Annotated in this window: 15 protein-coding genes and 1 other RNA gene; 14 read left to right on the top strand and 2 right to left on the bottom strand. The window is 51.2% G+C overall.

The features are described from left to right. Positions 1–40: 40 nt before the first annotated feature. Entirely contained in the window at positions 41–466 is a 426-nt protein-coding gene (gene hemJ, locus TERTU_RS13590) for a protoporphyrinogen oxidase HemJ (protein WP_015819571.1), read from the bottom strand. Beyond that, positions 453–2279 carry a chloride channel protein gene (locus TERTU_RS13585; protein WP_015818439.1) on the bottom strand — a complete coding sequence of 609 codons (1827 nt, stop codon included), beginning with the start codon at positions 2277–2279 and terminating at the stop codon, positions 453–455. Before TERTU_RS13585 ends, hemJ begins: the two co-directional genes overlap by 14 nt. A 375-nt stretch (positions 2280–2654) precedes the next feature. Here TERTU_RS13585 and argC point away from each other — a divergent pair, with 375 nt between their 5' ends. The 14 genes from argC (at position 2655) to mraY (ending at position 16317) form a co-directional block, all read left to right on the top strand. Next, positions 2655–3695, top strand: a complete 1041-nt coding sequence (gene argC, locus TERTU_RS13580; protein ID WP_012779335.1) for an N-acetyl-gamma-glutamyl-phosphate reductase — start codon at positions 2655–2657, stop codon at positions 3693–3695. A 90-nt stretch (positions 3696–3785) separates the two neighbouring features. Then, entirely contained in the window at positions 3786–4526 is a 741-nt protein-coding gene (locus TERTU_RS13575) for a DUF6776 family protein (RefSeq protein WP_041590248.1), read from the top strand. 3 nt (positions 4527–4529) lie between these two features. After that, positions 4530–4997 carry a bactofilin family protein gene (locus tag TERTU_RS13570; protein WP_015816910.1) on the top strand — a complete coding sequence of 156 codons (468 nt, stop codon included), beginning with the start codon at positions 4530–4532 and terminating at the stop codon, positions 4995–4997. 85 nt (positions 4998–5082) lie between these two features. Then, positions 5083–5439 carry an iron-sulfur cluster insertion protein ErpA gene (gene erpA / locus TERTU_RS13565; protein WP_015820242.1) on the top strand — a complete coding sequence of 119 codons (357 nt, stop codon included), beginning with the start codon at positions 5083–5085 and terminating at the stop codon, positions 5437–5439. A 6-nt stretch (positions 5440–5445) separates the two neighbouring features. Next, entirely contained in the window at positions 5446–5952 is a 507-nt protein-coding gene (locus TERTU_RS13560) for a hypothetical protein (protein WP_015820677.1), read from the top strand. A gap of 43 nt (positions 5953–5995) precedes the next feature. Beyond that, positions 5996–6347, top strand: an RNA gene (rnpB, locus tag TERTU_RS21110) — RNase P RNA component class A. Positions 6348–6504: 157 nt separating this feature from the next. Next, positions 6505–8511: a PAS domain-containing hybrid sensor histidine kinase/response regulator gene (locus TERTU_RS13555; RefSeq protein ID WP_015819332.1), complete on the top strand. Its 2007-nt coding sequence runs from the start codon at positions 6505–6507 to the stop codon at positions 8509–8511. 412 nt (positions 8512–8923) lie between these two features. Beyond that, a complete protein-coding gene (mraZ, locus tag TERTU_RS13550) occupies positions 8924–9367 on the top strand; it encodes a division/cell wall cluster transcriptional repressor MraZ (RefSeq protein ID WP_015819777.1) in 444 nt (147 codons plus the stop codon). A gap of 8 nt (positions 9368–9375) precedes the next feature. Further along, positions 9376–10311 (top strand): 16S rRNA (cytosine(1402)-N(4))-methyltransferase RsmH, encoded by a 936-nt coding sequence (rsmH, locus tag TERTU_RS13545; RefSeq protein ID WP_015817894.1) that lies wholly within the window; start codon positions 9376–9378, stop codon positions 10309–10311. Positions 10312–10369: 58 nt separating this feature from the next. Next, on the top strand, positions 10370–10639 hold the full coding sequence (gene ftsL / locus TERTU_RS13540; protein WP_228378158.1) for a cell division protein FtsL: 270 nt from the start codon (positions 10370–10372) through the stop codon (positions 10637–10639). Continuing rightward, positions 10636–12342: a peptidoglycan D,D-transpeptidase FtsI family protein gene (locus TERTU_RS13535; RefSeq protein WP_019602690.1), complete on the top strand. Its 1707-nt coding sequence runs from the start codon at positions 10636–10638 to the stop codon at positions 12340–12342. The genes ftsL and TERTU_RS13535 overlap by 4 nt, the downstream gene beginning before the upstream one ends. 2 nt (positions 12343–12344) lie before the next feature. After that, positions 12345–13868 carry a UDP-N-acetylmuramoyl-L-alanyl-D-glutamate--2,6-diaminopimelate ligase gene (locus TERTU_RS13530; protein ID WP_041590247.1) on the top strand — a complete coding sequence of 508 codons (1524 nt, stop codon included), beginning with the start codon at positions 12345–12347 and terminating at the stop codon, positions 13866–13868. After that, positions 13865–15241, top strand: a complete 1377-nt coding sequence (locus TERTU_RS13525) for a UDP-N-acetylmuramoyl-tripeptide--D-alanyl-D-alanine ligase (protein WP_015817079.1) — start codon at positions 13865–13867, stop codon at positions 15239–15241. The genes TERTU_RS13530 and TERTU_RS13525 overlap by 4 nt, the downstream gene beginning before the upstream one ends. Then, on the top strand, positions 15235–16317 hold the full coding sequence (mraY, locus tag TERTU_RS13520) for a phospho-N-acetylmuramoyl-pentapeptide-transferase (RefSeq protein WP_015817542.1): 1083 nt from the start codon (positions 15235–15237) through the stop codon (positions 16315–16317). Before TERTU_RS13525 ends, mraY begins: the two co-directional genes overlap by 7 nt. The last annotated feature ends 6 nt before the right edge of the window (positions 16318–16323 follow it).

The following is a 16323-nucleotide window of genomic DNA, read 5'->3' as shown; positions in this document are numbered from 1 at the left end:
TATCACACGGAAAACACTGGCATGATAACTTCTAGCGCCATTAACCTGGTTGCTTTAAAACAACCAGTAATACGCAGGCTACCAGAACGAGAGTCGGGTATTCATTGAACCAGCGAAAAAATACGTGGGATTTTGTGCATTCGTCGCGAGCGAATTGCTTTAGTAGCGCTCCGCACATGTGATGGTAAATCACCAGGGTGACGACGAGGGTCATTTTGATATGGAACCAGCCGCTGTGCATATAGTAGCTCCAATTGTAGCTGGTAGCCCAAATGCCAAACACCAAAGTAGCGACCATGGAAGGAATTCCAATTCCCCGATATAGGCGTCGCTCCATTATTTTAAACTGCTCTTTGATCGCGGGATTATCGGTCATTGCGTGATAGACGAAGAGCCGTGGCAAGTAAAACAGTACTGCGAACCAACAAACCACACTGATAATGTGGAGCGCTTTAACCCATAACATTTTTTAATTCCTTAGGTTGATAATAATTTTGTATTGCTGCCAGGGTGACAATCCCCTGCGTTTTACCTGCAGACAGGCCATAGCTGCCGGCGACATAGAGTCCATCGGCTCCAGTCTGGCGAAACAGCTCGAGTGCCTGAATTAAATTGGCGGTGTCGTCGATGGCGATAGTGGAAAGGCGACGGCCGGGAATTTCCAGCAGATCCAGGGCGGCATTTGGCTCTTCGTCGCTGGAGGGGGCAGTCTCTTTGCGCTTTTCCAGTTCGATAGCGAGATCCGCCGCGCGCAACGCGATTTTCTCGCCATCATCGTCGAATAATATCCACATTGGGTTGGTCTGGAGCAGCTGATTGGCGAGTTCGGGTTGAAGTTTACGCGAACACGTGAGAAAGCGATTGTCCATAATGCTGCGCACTCCCGCGCGGCGCAAAGCTTGCCGTGCCGGGCCAAAATCCAGCTGCCGGCCAGAGTGATTTAACTGTTCAATAAAAATGCTGTTCAAGCGAAAAAATTGTCGGGTGGAAACACAGGCGACCACAATCACCAGCATCGCCGGAAATATCATATGAGGGTTGTAGCTCAGTTCCAGTACGGCGACCAGGGCAGCGAGCGGCGCATTCAGTGTTGCCGCCATCATGCCCGCCATGCCGAGCACCGCATAAAAGCTCGCGTTGGTTTGTTGTTCCGGTACCAGTAATGGTAGAAGAGTGCCTACCACACCGCCCACGCAGGCACCGATAAACATTAGTGGGCCAATCACGCCACCGGGTACTCCCAATCCAATAACGACTGGCGTAACCGCCAGCTTTGCGGCGGCAATAATTAACAGGCTATATACCGTTAATTTTCCGGCGAGAGCGGCGTTAACCGTGTCATAGCCCAGACCCATTATTTCGGGCACAAATATGGCGATTACGGCGGTGTAGAAGCCGGCTGCGAACAGGCGCAGGAAAACCGGGTACTTGCCAAATTGCAGCGCAAAAATATTCAGCCGGATATAAACGGCAGCGCAGAGAGCGATGAGCAGCCCGAAAAACACCATATATGGCAGTTCGAGCAGGCTTGTCATATCGCTGCTGCCGACGAGGAGCGAGTGTTTGCCAAACACTGCCTGACTTACTGCCGTGCCCATAACCGAAGCGAGAATAACCGGTACGAAGCCCACGATGGTGTATTCCATCATGATCACTTCCATGGCAAAGATGACACCGGCCATAGGCGTATCGAAAGACGCGGCGATTGCCGCTGCCACACCGCAACCGACCAGTGTGTGCATGCTGTTGCTCGGTAGGCGCAACCACTGCCCGAGTTGGCTGGCGGCACCTGCGCCCAAGTGCACCGCAGGTCCCTCGCGGCCGACAGACTGGCCGCTAACCAAGGCGACCACTGCGCCGGCAAATTGCACCACACAGTTTCCCAAAGGCAGTTTGCCCTGGTGATTGTGGGTGCGGTCCAATACGTGGCCTACGCTGGTCTCGCGATATTTTTTGCCTGCCAGTTTGAGCACCAGCGCGAGGGCGAGAATACCGGAAAAAATAATAATCACCCTATCGCGAGGGGAAAAGCTTTCGAAGTTATCCGGTTGTCCTGCCATGAAGTAGCTGAGCGGCTGTTCCGTGAGCAGGCGAAACACCACAATCACGCCACCGGTAAAAAGGCCGACAATGAGCCCCAAAATGGTTAACTGTGGCAGCGCATCGATGTAGGCCAGCGAATGACGGAAGCGGTTGAAGAAATTTTCGGATGTGGTGCTGGAGTCAGAGGGGGAACTCGTGCCGTGCGGGTGATTGTCGTTGTGGTTGCTATTGCTCAAATAGTCTTCTCCACGAGTGAGAGCGCAAAGGTGCCCGGCGGTCTGTTAACACTAGTTCTATTCGCTCTGCCAGAACTGGGAGTCTCAGGCTAAAACGGATCGCCGTTCGGATAATTCAGGTTATCCCCCAGCCAACTATAGACCCGAAAATGCAGGGTATTTTCAGTCTGATTTTTTGCTCGGCAGCCGAAGCTACCAAAGCTTCGTTACCGCCAAGACACGTTCTGCAAGTGTCTGTGGCAAATATTTGCGGGCCGCACTGTTCGATAAATTAGTGTGAACAGGCCCCAGAACGTGGCAGCCTTTCTTTCGATTTATCATAAAGAACATTATCATACGCCATCAAATTCGTCATGATTAGAATTGGAGTCGCAGGTGATCAAAGTTGGTATTGTCGGTGGAACAGGGTATACAGGTGTTGAGCTGTTGCGTTTGCTGGCGGTTCATCCGAAGGTAGAGGTAACACTTATCACGTCTCGAGCGGAGGCTGGTAAATGTGTCACTGAGCTGTTCCCAACCCTGCGCGGTCACTACGACGATCTTTACTTCAGTGAACCAGAAAGTCATGCGCTGGGAGCCTGTGATTTGGTGTTTTTTGCCACACCGCATGGGGTTGCACAGGCTATGATGAAAGAGGTTCTAGCGGCGGGTGTGCGCGCAATCGATTTGTCTGCAGACTTCCGCATTCGTGACATAGAGGTCTGGGAAAAGTGGTACGGCCAGCAACACGGTTGCCCGGAATTGGTAGCGCAAGCGGTGTATGGATTACCAGAGATCCACCGTGAGCAGATTAAAGATGCACAGCTTGTCGCCTGCCCGGGTTGTTACCCCACGTCTATCCAGCTGGGTTTTTATCCATTGTTGGCGAACGATTTAATTGATCCCCGGTCTTTGATAGCCAGTAGTGCCTCCGGCGTGAGCGGTGCGGGCAAGCAGGCAAAAGTGGACCTGCTGATGGCGGAAATGGGCGAAAGCTTTAAAACATACGCTGCCGGCGGTCATCGCCACCTGCCGGAAATTGAACAGGGGTTGCGTGATATGCAAACTCCCGATGCTGCGGAACCCGAACTTACGTTTGTTCCACACCTATTACCAATGATTCGCGGCATACATTCCACCTTGTTTGCGCGTCTGATTGAAAATGTGGACTTGCAGGCGTTGTTCGAAGATTTTTACGCAAATGAGCCGTTTGTCGATGTATTGCCTCAAGGTGTGTTGCCAGAGACCAGGAGCGTTAAGAGCAGCAATATATGCCGCTTAGCCGTGTTGGAACCCCAGTCGCGTGGTACTGTGGTAGTCGCCTCCGTGATAGACAATCTGACTAAAGGCGCATCCGGACAAGGCATACAGAACATGAATATTATGTTTGGCTTCGACGAAACGATGGGGCTGGCGGCACCAGCGCTGTTGCCATAACAGACTCGGGGCTTCCAGCGCCTAATCTAAATACGTTCGGTAGACCACCAGCACGCAAAATAATAAGTACTTCTTTGGATATATGATCGAATGACAGTAGTTAGAGGCACTAAGCAATTTCCCTTGCGAGTCGTGCGCGATAGACCGTTGCTGCGTGCGTTGTCGTACGTACTGCTTGTCGCTGTGATATGTGGCACCGGTTACCTGAGTTATAACCTGGGCCATTCAAATGGAATGGCGGGGCGGGAGCAGGCGCTGGATGATGTTACTCGCTTAAGTGCAGCCTTACTGACTCGTTCAAATCAAGTGGCGGAGCTGGAGCAGCAGATTGAGAACTTTAATCTGGGGGCTGAGATCGATCGTCAAGCGAATGAAGATGTGCGCCAGGAAGTCATAGAACTCAAAGACCAGCTGGCAAAACTGCAGGAAGACAACAGCTTTTACCGAAACCTGATGGCGCCGAGCGGTAACAAAGTGGGGTTGAGTTTTGGGGCGGTTGAGATAGTCGATACCGATGTCGCCCGGCAATACGATTATAAAGTGGTGTTGCAGCAACTCGCTGTAAATCATCAGCTTTTAAATGGCTACCTTATTGCGAAGGTGGTAGGTCGCCAGAATGGTGTAGAGGTCACCTTGCCTCTAAAAGATTTGTCGGAACAAGTCTCCGAAAATCGTATCAAATTGCGGTTCAAGTACTTTCAAACTGTTCAGGGGCGCCTTGCGCTGCCTGAAGGGTTTGAGCCAGAGCGACTGGAGTTGGAGGCTACATCAACTGGAAGTCGCGGCGTGACCGTGGAAAAACGTTTCGGATGGCTGGTAGAGGAGGCCTAATCCATGTTCGGTAAGAAAAAAGACAGTCCTTTCGCAAATGGCGGTCATACGCTGTTTGATAATGCTCTGGAAATCGTCGGCGACGTGCGCTTTGGCGGGACCTTGGATATTGAAGGTCGTGTAAAAGGCAACGTGGTAGCGGACGCAGCCTCTGATGCGTTGGTACGAGTGCGCTCTCGTGGTGAAGTGACCGGTGAAATTCGCGCACCCAAAATCATTATTAACGGGCGTGTGAATGGCGATGTGCATTGTGCCAAACATCTCGAGTTAGCTGCCAATGCCGTGGTAGACGGGAATGTGTACTACAAAGTCATTGAAATGGTTAAAGGCGCGTCGGTGAATGGCAAGCTCATGCATATTGGAGACGAAGATAGCGCCGCCAGTAAGGATGCCGCTGCGACCACAACCTCAGACAGCGCGTCGGTTACTGCTCTACAAACCGATGCCGTTGCGTCCAGAGTAAAATCTTGATACTTGACTGAAACACTCGGGTACTCGGATAATTTGGTTCGAATGCAATAAGCGCAACAGCATAGCGCAGACAATTGAGGCAGAAATGATGAGTGGTGTCGAGGAGTTTGTTCCAGAGCCCCTGTTGGTAACCCAGAACGCGGTTTCCAAAGTGAAAGATCTTATTGACGAAGAAGGCAACCCAGAGCTTAAGTTGCGAGTTTATGTAACGGGTGGCGGGTGCTCCGGTTTCCAATATGGGTTCGCATTTGATGAAGTCAGCGGAGACGACGATGCTCAGATCGAAAAATCTGGCGTTACCGTTTTGGTGGATTCGATGAGTTACCCCTACTTGGTGGGCGCTACACTGGATTATCAGGAAGGGCTGCAGGGCTCTCGCTTCACCGTAGAAAACCCAAATGCGTCATCGACCTGTGGTTGCGGATCTTCATTTTCGATCTAACCAGTAATGCTGCGTTCTCTCGCCATACTTTTTGCAGGCCTGCTCCTCTCTTCGGCTGTGCTGGCCGAAGTACCTCCCAAGCGTTTCGACGTGAAGCCGAAGCACTCGGGTTCATTTGACGCGCCGGGTGTTGTGGCCGCTGAGCTGGATGAGCAGGGCTATCTGGCGCGCATAGACCTTAATTCCCCGTCTGATGTAGAAAGCGCACTACTGCGTGCGGAGTCGTGGTTTCGTTCAGGCAAATTAGCGTCCGGTCAGCCGCCATTGGCATTTGTGATTCACGGCCCGGAAGTCGCCATTTTTTTTCGGGAAAACTACGAAAAATATCGCCCGATTGTCGACCTCGCCGCCAAACTAAGCGCGTTTGAGGTGGTAAATGTGCGCGTATGTGAGTCCAGCACCAGCGATCTTGGTCATGCCGTTGGCCATTTACAGCCTTTTGTCGACACGGTTCCTTTCGGTCCGGCGGAGATTGAGCGGCTGGTTAACGAGGAAAAATACCTATATTTTTGATCGTTCTCTTGTGCTTTAGTCATTGGCTTTGTACTCTTCGCTTCGAGCTGGCCAGACAATCGCGTCGTACTTTAGTGCGAGGAGGAAAGTCCGGGCTCCAAAGGGTGGAACGCCAGGTAACGCCTGGGGGGCGAGAGCCTACGGAAAGTGCAGCAGAGAGTAGACCGCCGATGGCCCTAGTGGCACAGGTAAGGGTGAAAGGGTGCGGTAAGAGCGCACCGCGCGTCTGGTAACAGTTCGTGGCACGGTAAACCCCGTTCGGAGCAAGACCAAATAGGAATCCTACAGGTGTGACCCGCACTGGATTCGGGTAGGTCGCTTGAGGTGTGTGGTGACACATATCCCAGATGAATGATTGTCCTCGACAGAACCCGGCTTATCGGCCAGCTCAATTCTATCAACACCCGGCGGTACACTGCCGGGTGTTCCACCTTTAAATCTTCGCATCAGGCGAAGGTATCGTTGCTCAAGTGGGCGCGTGTTGTCGGCTGGTATACGGAAGAACAGGTCGGCGCCCGAGGGAATTATGCCCTGTGGTGAAAAGGAAAACGCATGTTGGATGTCATCTGGAACCCTGAACTCTCCGATATCGACATTAATGATCTTGGCGAAGAAATGGCCAGCTATCAGCGCAGTATGCTGGGTTGTGGTCATGGGTTTTGGGAGTGGGATCTAGGCACAAACAAGCTGCGCTGGTACGGCACTTTTTGGCGTGAGTTGGGCTATAGCGAGCTAGACATCCAGACGATGACTGCGCCCGAAGTGTTGTTGAATTACATTCATCCAGATGACAGAGCGCTGTTCCAGCAGGCGGTTACAGCGACTATTCGCGAAGGTGTCGCGCTGGACCTGTGTTACAGGCTGCAGGCTAAAGCCGGTTATTATTTATGGGTTCGGGTAAATGGTCAGGGGTTTCGCGACGCATCTGGTTGGACGCATCAGTTGGCTGGGGCCAACTACAACATCTCTCAATTAAAGCAAACCGAACAAGCGCTGCGGGCCAGTGAAGCACGCTACTCGCGCATTATCGCCGGCACTCGTGATGGCGTTTGGGATTGGAGCTTCGACAACAACGTAATTTCCTTCTCTGATATTTGCTGGGAACAGATTGGTTTCACTGCGGAAGACGTTCGCGAGCTTAATTTGACGACAATTGCGGACTGGGAAGCGCGCATGAGCCCGGTGGATGTGAAGCGGTTTAAGGAGGCATTGCGCAAACATATTTTAGAGCGAGCTCCTTTCGATATTGAATACCAGATTAAGGCAAAAGATGGAACTCAGCGTTGGATCCGGGCTCGCGCGGAGGCGACCTATAACAAAGAAGGGCGCGCGGTAAAAATTTCGGGCAGTAATATGGATATTACTGAACTAAAAAACACACAGCTTGCCGTGGTGCAGGCAAAAGTGGCAGCGGAGCAGGCTAATCAGGCCAAATCAGAGTTTCTCTCAAGCATGAGCCACGAGTTGCGCACGCCGTTGAACGCAATCTTAGGTTACGTGCAGCTTTTCGACTATGACACCAACCTCACACCTGATCAGTGCGACAACCTGCAAGAGGTGAAGAAAGCCGGTACCCACCTTCTACACCTGATAAATGAAGTCCTTGATCTAGCAAAGATCGAAGCAGGGCGGATGACGCTATCGATGGAGCCGGTGTATCCCCAGCGTTTGCTGGACGAAGCCGTTCGCTTGGTGTCGCCGCTGGCGCAAGAGCAGGGAATCACGATTGAGCGCGATGCCCTGCAGCATCAGCAATCCGCTATTTTTGCCGACAACACGCGTCTCAAGCAGGCGCTGTTAAATTTGATTTCCAACGCGGTGAAATACAACACCAAAGACGGCAGCGTGAACATTTCGCTTACCGCGGTGGGGGAAGGTCGTTTGCGCATCATGGTTACCGACACCGGGCGCGGTATTCCAGATGCTCTGCAAGCGCAGGTGTTTGAGCCTTTTAATCGACTCCATGCAGAGCTTGGTGCCGTGGAGGGAAGTGGCGTTGGATTGGTTATCACCAAGCGACTCGTGGAAATGATGGGCGGTACGCTGGGGTTTCACAGTGAGGTGGGTGTTGGCTCGCGATTTTGGATGGATCTGCCGCTGGCTAAAGAGGGAGTCAAATCTGTTTCGGTTCAAGCGGATGATGCATTCGCCCGCACACGAAAACTGCTCAATCTTGCAGAGCCCAAACGTATTTTGTACATCGAAGATAATCCTGCAAATACACGTCTGTTTGAGAAAATTATCCAGCGGTTCGAATTGTTGTCTGTCAAAACAGTTATGGAGCCTCTCTTGGGTTTGTACGAGGCCCGCACATCTCCGCCGGACTTGATCGTGCTGGATATCAACTTGCCCGACTTGGACGGGTACCAAGTACTGGAAGTACTCAAAAACGATTTTTTAACCCGTGGAATCCCCGTGGTGGCTTTGTCGGCAAATGCGATGTCGCAGGATGTTGATAAAGGCCTCCAAGCGGGCTTTGTTGATTACCTGACTAAACCGGTGGACGTCAACCGCTTGGTCGATGTGCTCAATCGGCATCTTGGGGGGCAAGACTGCTAACCTGATCGACTTCCCAATAACGTATTCATTTGCCTGCTTTTCCTACGGAATGTCGCAACATTCCCTCCTTGCGGCGTTGATTCTATGCCTCTGGCGCCATATTCCCCTCGTCTATAAGTAACTTCGCTAATAAACCTAAATAGTCTTGAACTTAAAGTAAATTCTAGAAGCTGGGCTTAAGTTATTGCTTAACCCGGTTTTTTTAGTTGTTTGGATTTGTGTATATAGTGTGACCAACTTATAAAAGTGTCGATATTTCAAGGGCTTAGCTCAATCAGTCTCGAGTTTTTCTTGACTTTGCAGCTATGGGAAATATAGTGTGCATTAGTGGTATTAAGTGGTGATTAGTGGTGTTTTGTGGAGCTAGGAACGGCTCCTGTGGGGAAACGGGTACTAAGGCGGCACAATCAACGTGTTTCAAGGCAATCAAGCGATCAATATGGACGCCAAAGGGCGTATGGCAATTCCGGCGATGCACCGGGATGCGCTTGCGTCTGCGTGCGGCGGAAGGATCGTAATGACGGCCCATACCGAGGATCGTTGCATCCTCATTTATCCAGAGCCTGAGTGGCAGGAAATTCTGCCAAAAATTGAGGCTCTCCCCACCTTTAATAAGGCCGCGCTCCGTGCACAGCGCCTTCTCCTTGGTTACGCCTGCGCGATGGAGTTGGATAGCAACGGACGGGTGCTGGTGCCTCCTACACTACGCAACTACGCCAACCTGGATAAAAAACTCATGCTGGTTGGCATGGGCAAAAAATTTGAGCTCTGGAGCGAAGAGTCATGGTGGGCCTCAGTGGCTGACCTGGATGTGGACGAAGAGCTGCCAGCAGAAATGCTTTCGCTTTCACTGTAGGTAACGTAGTGACACAAGAGATTCATTACTCAGTGCTCCTCAAGGAGTCGGTGGACGCGTTGGTGACAAATGCTGACGGCGTATACATCGATGGGACTTTCGGGCGGGGTGGGCACAGCCGTGCGGTCCTGCAGAAACTCTCGCCGCAGGGCAGATTGCTGGCCTTCGATAAGGATCCTGAGGCAGTTGCATACGGGCGCGAATTGGCGGGTAGCGATAATCGGTTCTCAATGGTGCATGACTCCTTTGTGAATATGGCGTCTCACTGGGCTTCTGCAGCACACGCAAATAACTGGTCGCTAAGTGGTGTGTTGCTTGATCTTGGTGTGTCTTCTCCCCAGTTGGATCAGGCGGAGCGTGGTTTCAGCTTTATGCACGATGGCCCACTCGATATGCGGATGGATAATTCCTCCGGCCAGACGGCAGCCGAGTGGATAAACACGGCTGAAGAGAGTGAGCTCGCGTTCGTTATAAAAGAATATGGCGAAGAACGTTTTGCTCGGCGAATGGCCAGGGCAATTGTTGCTGAGCGTGAAAAATCGCCCATTACTCAAACGTTAAGGCTGGCAAATATTGTGAGCGAAGCGAACCCCAAGTGGGAGAAGGGCAAGCATCCGGCGACTCGCGCGTTTCAAGCGATAAGAATATTTATAAATCGAGAGCTGGATGATTTAACGGCGACGCTTGCGCAGTCTCTTGAAATGTTGCCCTCTGGCGGCAGGCTGGTTGTTATTAGCTTTCATTCGCTGGAGGACCGTATTGTTAAGCGTTTTATGCGCGATCAGGCTCGGGGCAAGCAGTTCCCAATAGGCATGCCTGTTACTGAAGATATGCTTGAAAAAAAATTGAAAACTCTAGGCAAAGCACAGCGCGCCGGAGATAGAGAACTGGCAGAAAATATACGTTCACGGAGTGCAACTTTGCGCGTGGCAGAAAAACTATAGGTGGGTGATGGGCGGTCGAGGTTCTGGCAAAAAGACACAGCTAAAACAGCAGGTTTCCGTGTTGGGAAATCTGCTGTTTTTGGGTTTGTGGTTTGGCGCTTTCGGCAGTGCAGTTGGTGTTGTCTACTCCTCTTTTAAAGCTCGTCAATCAACACATCAACTGGAAATGCTCCGTAAGGAGTCCAATACATTGCAGGTGAGGTCTGGCCAGTATTTGCTTGAAAAGAGTACCTGGGCAGCCTATGCGCGGGTAGAGGATATTGCGGTTAATAAACTAAAAATGCAGGTACCCGACTCTTCCAAAACAGTGTTGGTAAAACGTCAATGAAAGTAGCCAAAGCAGTGTCAATGTGGCGTGTGTGGGCGATGGTGTTTGTGATGGCATCGCTTCCGCTGGCGCTCGTTTGGCATTTGGCGAAACTACAGGTGGTACCAGCGCAGGACAAAGGTTACGAATTTCTACAGAGTGAGGGTGAGGCCCGCACTCAGCGCAGCGAAGTGTTAAATGCGTATCGTGGTGTTATCACCGACCGCAACGGCGAACTTCTGGCAGTAAGTACGCCGGTCACCTCGATTTATGCAAACCCGCAGCGACTCAACCCCGAACAGCACAATGCCCTTGCCAAAGCACTGGGTGAGTCGCCGAAGAAATTAAGTGCGCGTATTGCCAAATACACAAACAAGCAATTTATGTATTTGGCTCGGCACCTGCCCCCACAAGAAGCCGAGACTATATTGCGGCACCGGTTTGCCGGTGTTTTCAGCGAAACCGAATACCAGCGTTTTTATCCCGCAGGCGAAGTTGCGGCGCATGTGGTCGGTTTTACTAACATCAATGATCACGGACAGGAAGGTATTGAACTCGCGTTCGATCAGTATCTTGCAGGTTCGCCCGGTGCGAAACAGGTGGTTAAAGATTTAAAAGGAAATATCGTTAGGGAAGACGGGCTGCTTAAAGCACCTGTTTCAGGGCAGGACATCACGCTCAGCCTGGATTTACGCTTGCAATACCTGGCTTACCGCGAACTGGCGAGTGCAGTTAAAAAGCAGGGCGCTAAATCCGGATCTGTTGTGGTTATGGATGTAAAAACCGGTGAGGTTCTGGCGATGGCGAACCAGCCAGCGTACAACCCTAACGACCGCAGTTCCATTAAACCTGCGCAGTTGCGCAATCGCGCACTCACCGATGTTTTCGAGCCGGGCTCTACCGTTAAGCCCCTGACTATGATGGCTGCCTTGGAGTCGGGCAAATACCATCTTAACGACACCATAAATACCAGCCCAGGCTATGTTATGGTCGGGCGCAAAGCGCTCTTAGACCCGAAAGACTACGGCGTTATGAGCCTGACTAAAATCATCACGAAATCAAGCCAGGTCGGCATTACTAAAATTGCGCTCAGCCTGGAGCCCGTGCAAATTCGCGATATGTTTTACCGCATGGGCCTGGGGCAAAGTTCCGGCACGGGATTTCCCGGCGAAAGCATTGGTGTGTTACCAAACCGCAATCGCTGGCACCCGATTGAGGTGGCGACTCTGGCGTTCGGCTACGGGCTAAATGTGAATACCGTGCAATTGGCGCAGGCATATGCGGCTATCGCGGACGGCGGCGAATTCAAGAGTGCAAGTTTGCTAAAAGTTGATAAGTCAGCAGTGGCGAAACACTCGGCAGTTAACGCGACTATCGCACAAGAAGTGCTGAATATGATGAAGACAGTTCCACAGCCAGGTGGCACTGCAACGCGGGCACAGATTGACGCTTATCCGGTGGCAGGAAAAACGGGCACCGCTCACAAAGTCTCCAGTGATGGATATGCCGATGATCGCCACACTGCGCTCTTCGCGGGTGTGGCGCCGGCCGATAACCCGCGCCTGGTGGCGATTGTCGTTATTAACGAACCGAGTGATGGGCATTATTTTGGCGGCGAAGCGGCAGCGCCAGTGTTCGCAAAAATTGTAGAAGAGAGTTTAAAAGTATTGCGGGTAACCCCAGAGTTGCCAGCCCTGCAAACTGCACAGGTGGTAGGGTTTTGAACATGGTGACCAATCAAACCGCAACAGCGAAACGCCTGCAAACACTTTTCGAAAATGTCGTGTGTGAACGAGCGACCGAACACAATCCGGAAATCACCGGGTTAAGTTTGGATAGTCGTAGCATTGCTGTTGGTGAGCTTTTTTGTGCGGTGAAAGGGCATAGCGTCGATGGACGGCAGTTTATTTCAGCTGCGATTAGTCGTGGTGCTACAGCGGTTGTCGCGGATGCGTCAGATGATTTTGATTTTAGCTCGGTACCCAATGATATTCCGTTGGTGCTGGTAAAAAATTTAGGTCGGACACTGAGTTTGATCGCTGGAAATTTTTACGATCACCCCTCTCGATCTGTACGTGTAATTGGCGTTACCGGCACCAATGGCAAAACCACCTGCGTACAACTGCTCATGCAGTTGTTCAATCAATTAGGCGAAAAAGCTGCAAGTATTGGCACCATGGGTTACGGTTTTTCGCAGAGCGCACTACAAGATTTTGGATTGACCACGCCAGATGCTATTGCCTGCCAGCGGGTGCTAGCCCAATTGCGAAATGCTGGCGCAACGTTCGTAGCCATGGAAGTTTCGTCGCACGCTCTGGAGCAGGGCAGGGTAGATGCCGTAAATTTTGAGGGCGCCGTATTTACCAATATTAGCCGCGACCATCTCGATTACCATGGTACGTTTGAACACTATATCGCTGCGAAATCCCGTTTATTTACGTTCGACGCACTGCGCTTTGCGGTGATCAATGGTGACGACTCTGCAAGCAGAGCGTTATCGGCTGCGTCCACTGCCGAATCGTCTTTCTTATACGGGGCAGAATCAGGCAACACAGTAGTCGCAAAAGATATTGCGCTCTCGCCAGAAGGCGTGGCCGCGAAAATTTCGAGTGCTTGGGGCGAGGCAAATATCCAATCATGCCTGATAGGTAACTTTAATATTTTAAACTTGCTCGCGGTAATTACCACCGCCTGTGCTGCAGGCTACTCACTGCCAGCGGTAGCAGAACAAGTGCAACACCTGCAACCCGCTAGAGGGCGAATGCAGCGTATTGTTGTAGACGGTGGCGATGTGACTGTGTGTGTCGATTACGCCCATACACCGGATGCACTGGAAAAAGCGTTACTGGCATTGCGCGCACAAGCCGCGAATGACGTGTGGGTTGTGTTTGGCTGCGGCGGTGACCGGGACAAAGGTAAGCGTGCACAAATGGGGAGGATCGCTGCTGAGCATGCGGATGCGGTTGTCGTGACGTCTGATAATCCTCGTACCGAAACCCCCGCTTGTATCATCGATGATGTTCTTTCCGGTATTCCTGCTTCAGATAAACGAGTGACAAACTTTGAAGATCGCTCTGCGGCAATTGAGTTTGCCATTTTGCAGGCAAAGAGCGGCGATACCGTGTTAATTGCTGGCAAGGGCCACGAAGATTATCAAATTGTAGGTACCGCTAAGCGGCACTTTGACGATTGTGAAGTGAGTAGTCAGTGTTTATACGCACGGATCTCCCAGCAAGAGGTGCAGCGGTGAAACTGTCGCAATTGAAACTGGACAGCGCTAAGACTTTAGTGGGTGGTGACGCAGAATTTTTTTGTGTGAGTACCGATACGCGATCACTGCAACCGGGTGATTTGTTTGTGGCGTTGCGCGGTGAACATTTCGATGGGCATGCCTATATTGCTCAGGCTATTGAGAAAGGCGCCTGCGCCGTTGTTGTCGACACTGTACAGGCGGAAATTGCAGTACCGCAATGGGTTGTGAAAGATACCGTTCGTGCGTTGGGTTTTATTGCCGCCAATAAACGCGCTGAGTTTGAAGGAGCTGTCGTCGGGCTTACCGGAAGTAGTGGTAAAACGTCGGTGAAGGGAATGTTGGAGGCGGTTTGTCGGCAGGCTGGACCAACTGTGGCCACAGCCGGCAATTTAAATAATCACATTGGTGTGCCGCAAACGCTTATGCGCCTGGAGCAGCAAGCTTTTGCCATTGTGGAGGCGGGTACCAGTGGCTTTGGCGAAATTGCCTATTTAACAAGTTTGATCCAGCCAGAGGTTGCTCTGGTGAATAATGTTATGCCTGCTCATATGGCGGGTTTTGGATCACTCGACGCAATCGCCCAGGAAAAAGGGGATATTTATGGCGGTAGTAACCTACGCTGCGCGGTAATAAATCTCGACGACAACTATGCCCAAGAATTCTTGGCGCGAAACGGCGGAATCACAACCATTGGTTTTACGGCTAGCCCAATTCAGTACGAAAAAAATAGCGGTGTGGATACGCTGATATACGGGGAGTGCCTGACACCGGACGGCATGGGTTGTTACAGCTTCGATCTCGTTTTAGAGGGAAATCGGTTTCCGGTAAATCTGCAGGTGCCAGGCAAGCACTCTGTGAATAACGCCCTTGCTGCGGCCAGCTGTGCGGTGGCGCTTGGCGTCGCGCACGAGCTTATTGCAAAGGGAGTTTCTCAGTTTCAGGGCGTTGCGGGCCGAATGCAGCGAGTGAGCACTAAGTGCTGCCACACGTTAATTAACGATACCTATAACGCTAACCCCGGTTCTATGCGTGCTGCCGCTAATTATTTGGCACACGCAAAACACAGTGTGATGGTGGTGGGGGATATGGGTGAGCTCGGCAGTGATGAGCTGGCCCAACATTTTGATCTTGGGCGTTACGCGAAAAGTCAGAAAATTAAAAATCTCTTCGCGGTTGGTGAATTATCCAAACAGACAGTCGCCGGATTTGGTGAGGGCGCTACGTGGTTCGAGGACAAAGTCGCGCTGGCTTCTGCGTTACAGCAGCAAGACCTAAGTGATGCTGTCGTGCTGGTTAAAGGTTCTCGCAGTGCGAAAATGGAAGAGGTTATCGAACTATTGGTTAAAAATGATGAGGTGTCGCAGTGTTAGTTTGGCTTGCCAATTTCTTAGAAAGCTATGTCAGCGGGTTTGGCGTTTTTCAATACCTCACATTGCGAGCAATTCTTGGTGTGCTAACTGCGCTGGGTTTGTCAATGGTGTTGGGCCCATGGGTTATTCGAAAGCTCAACGAATTGCAAATTGGGCAAGCGATTCGCGACGACGGTCCGCAGTCGCATTTGAGTAAATCTGGGACCCCGACAATGGGCGGGACGCTGATTTTATTTTCTATTGTTACCGCTACTTTGCTATGGGCAGATTTAAGCAATAGGTATGTTCTGGCCGTGCTGTTTGTAACCATCACCTTTGGCCTCATTGGTTGGGTGGATGATTACCGTAAAGTGGTTGAGAAAAATTCAAAAGGTTTGCCCGCAAAGTGGAAGTATTTTTGGCAATCCGCATGCGGGTTTATTGTTGCTATCGCACTATTTGTGACCGCGCAGACACCCGCAGAAACAACACTCTACATTCCGTTTTTCAAAAATGTCGCATGGCAGATGGGTGTACTGTATGTCTTTGTTACCTACTTGATGATTGTTGGTTTCAGCAATGCGGTAAACCTAACCGACGGGCTTGATGGCCTCGCGATTATGCCAACGGTAATGGTGGGCTCCGCGCTTGGCGTGATTGCCTATTTGGTAGGTAATGCAAATTTTTCTGAGTATCTGCACATAGCTTTTGTGCCAGGCTCTGGTGAACTTGTCGTTTACTGTGCAGCTCTCGCTGGCGCTGGCCTCGGATTTTTGTGGTTTAACACTTATCCCGCACAAGTATTTATGGGTGATGTCGGCGCCTTGGCGTTGGGCGCAGCGTTAGGTGTAATTGCAGTCATTGTTCGGCATGAAATCGTGTTTTTTATAATGTCCGGCATATTTGTCATGGAGACGGTTTCTGTAATCTTGCAAGTTGGCTCTTATAAGCTTACCGGTCGGCGCATATTTCGAATGGCGCCGTTGCACCATCACTTTGAGTTAAAAGGTTGGCCGGAGCCACGTGTGATTGTGCGGTTTTGGATAATTACAGTGATCTTGGTTTTATTTGGCTTGGCAACCTTAAAAATACGGTAATACCTT

Origin of the sequence: Teredinibacter turnerae T7901 (assembly GCF_000023025.1) — a bacterium.
GTDB lineage: Bacteria > Pseudomonadota > Gammaproteobacteria > Pseudomonadales > Cellvibrionaceae > Teredinibacter > Teredinibacter turnerae_B.
Note: the sequence above shows the minus strand (reverse complement) of the source record. Positions and strands in the feature narration are given on the sequence as shown.

What these genes read in the sequence shown, in the direction of transcription:
- hemJ (WP_015819571.1), bottom strand. Translation starts at nt 466, where the DNA reads ATGTTATGGGTTAAAGCGCTCCACATTATCAGTGTGGTTTGTTGGTTC.
- TERTU_RS13575 (WP_041590248.1), top strand. Translation starts at nt 3,786, where the DNA reads ATGACAGTAGTTAGAGGCACTAAGCAATTTCCCTTGCGAGTCGTGCGC.
- TERTU_RS13570 (WP_015816910.1), top strand. Translation starts at nt 4,530, where the DNA reads ATGTTCGGTAAGAAAAAAGACAGTCCTTTCGCAAATGGCGGTCATACG.
- erpA (WP_015820242.1), top strand. Translation starts at nt 5,083, where the DNA reads ATGATGAGTGGTGTCGAGGAGTTTGTTCCAGAGCCCCTGTTGGTAACC.
- TERTU_RS13560 (WP_015820677.1), top strand. Translation starts at nt 5,446, where the DNA reads ATGCTGCGTTCTCTCGCCATACTTTTTGCAGGCCTGCTCCTCTCTTCG.
- TERTU_RS13555 (WP_015819332.1), top strand. Translation starts at nt 6,505, where the DNA reads ATGTTGGATGTCATCTGGAACCCTGAACTCTCCGATATCGACATTAAT.
- TERTU_RS13535 (WP_019602690.1), top strand. Translation starts at nt 10,636, where the DNA reads ATGAAAGTAGCCAAAGCAGTGTCAATGTGGCGTGTGTGGGCGATGGTG.
- TERTU_RS13530 (WP_041590247.1), top strand. Translation starts at nt 12,345, where the DNA reads ATGGTGACCAATCAAACCGCAACAGCGAAACGCCTGCAAACACTTTTC.